Annotated in this window: 1 protein-coding gene; it reads left to right on the top strand. The window is 66.3% G+C overall.

Annotation, left to right across the window (positions count from 1 at the left end; translation table 11 throughout):
- Window positions 1-832 (top strand): ISAs1 family transposase (locus CRT60_RS00045; protein ID WP_098734443.1); only part of this gene is annotated, 832 nt, incomplete at both ends.

Below are 832 nucleotides of genomic sequence, written 5' to 3'. Positions count from 1 at the left end.
CCTTTGCGGCGTGCTTCGGGCGGTTTCTGGACGAACTGGGGGCGGCAGGCGCGGGCGTGCTCGCCATCGATGGCAAGACGCTACGCCGCTCCTTCGACGACGCGGGGCGCGCCAACCCGCTGGCGGTGGTCACGGCGTTCGCCTCGGCCACGCGCGTGGTGGTGGGCCAGCAGAGCTTCCGGGTGGCCGAGGGCGACAGCGAGATCGTGGCGGCGCGGGCCTTGCTGGGATGCATGGACCTGACGGGATGGCTGGTGACCGCCGACGCCATCCATTGCCAAATGGACACCGCGCGCATCATTCGCGACCAAGGGGGCGACTACCTTCTGCGGCTCAAGGCCAACCACCCCGCCCTGCATGGCATGGTGGTGGACTATTTCGCCGATCCGCTGACGCTGGCCGAATTGAATACGTACGAAACCACCGATGCCGATCACGGTCGTATCGAGACCCGCCGGGCTTGGGTCAGCCACGACCTGAGTTGGCTGCGCGGTCCCAAGTCGGCTTGCTCGGAGCCGGTTCTGCTCCCCGACATGGCCTGCCTGGGCATGATCGAGGCCACCGTCGAACGCAACGGCAAAACCACTGTCACCCGCCACTATCACCTCGCCTCGCGACCGCTTGGCGCCGAAGAGTACCTCAACGCCGCTCGGGCACATTGGTCGGTGGAGAACGGCCTCCACTGGGTTCTCGACGTTACATTCGACGAGGATCGCGCCAGAAACCGCAAGGATCACGGCCCGGAAAACCTCGCAACCCTGCGCAAGCTCGCCCTCAACGTCCTCAACCGCGCCCGACCTGACGTCTCCGTCCGCCGTAAGCGAAAACGCTC

Origin of the sequence: Azospirillum palustre, from assembly GCF_002573965.1 — a bacterium.
GTDB lineage: Bacteria > Pseudomonadota > Alphaproteobacteria > Azospirillales > Azospirillaceae > Azospirillum > Azospirillum palustre.
Note: the sequence above shows the minus strand (reverse complement) of the source record. Positions and strands in the feature narration are given on the sequence as shown.